The sequence below is a fragment of the Klebsiella sp. K47 genome, from assembly GCF_051858335.1.
In the GTDB taxonomy this organism is placed as follows: Bacteria; Pseudomonadota; Gammaproteobacteria; order Enterobacterales; family Enterobacteriaceae; genus Klebsiella; species Klebsiella pneumoniae.
In genome coordinates this window covers 1-231 of the sequence record NZ_JBPYUI010000313.1, presented here as the reverse complement: position 1 = coordinate 231, position 231 = coordinate 1, and the positions used below count along the sequence as shown (strand labels likewise).

Sequence of the window (231 nt, the reverse complement as noted above, 5' to 3'; positions counted from 1 at the left end):
ACGCCCATCAAGGCGAACTTCCGTGAAGGCCTGAACGTGCAGGAGTACTTCAACTCCACCCACGGTGCCCGTAAGGGTCTGGCCGATACCGCGCTGAAGACGGCGAACTCGGGTTACCTGACCCGTCGTCTGGTCGACGTGGCGCAGGACGTGGTCATCACCGAGGTGGATTGCGGTACCACCGAAGGCCTGACCATGACCCCGATCGTGGAAGGCGGCGACGTCGTGGAG

Annotated in this window: 1 protein-coding gene; it reads left to right on the top strand. The window is 63.2% G+C overall.

Going from position 1 to position 231, the window contains the following annotated elements; genetic code table 11:
- Window positions 1-231: hypothetical protein (locus RRF55_RS28180; protein ID WP_439419324.1), on the top strand; the 231-nt coding region annotated here is incomplete at both ends.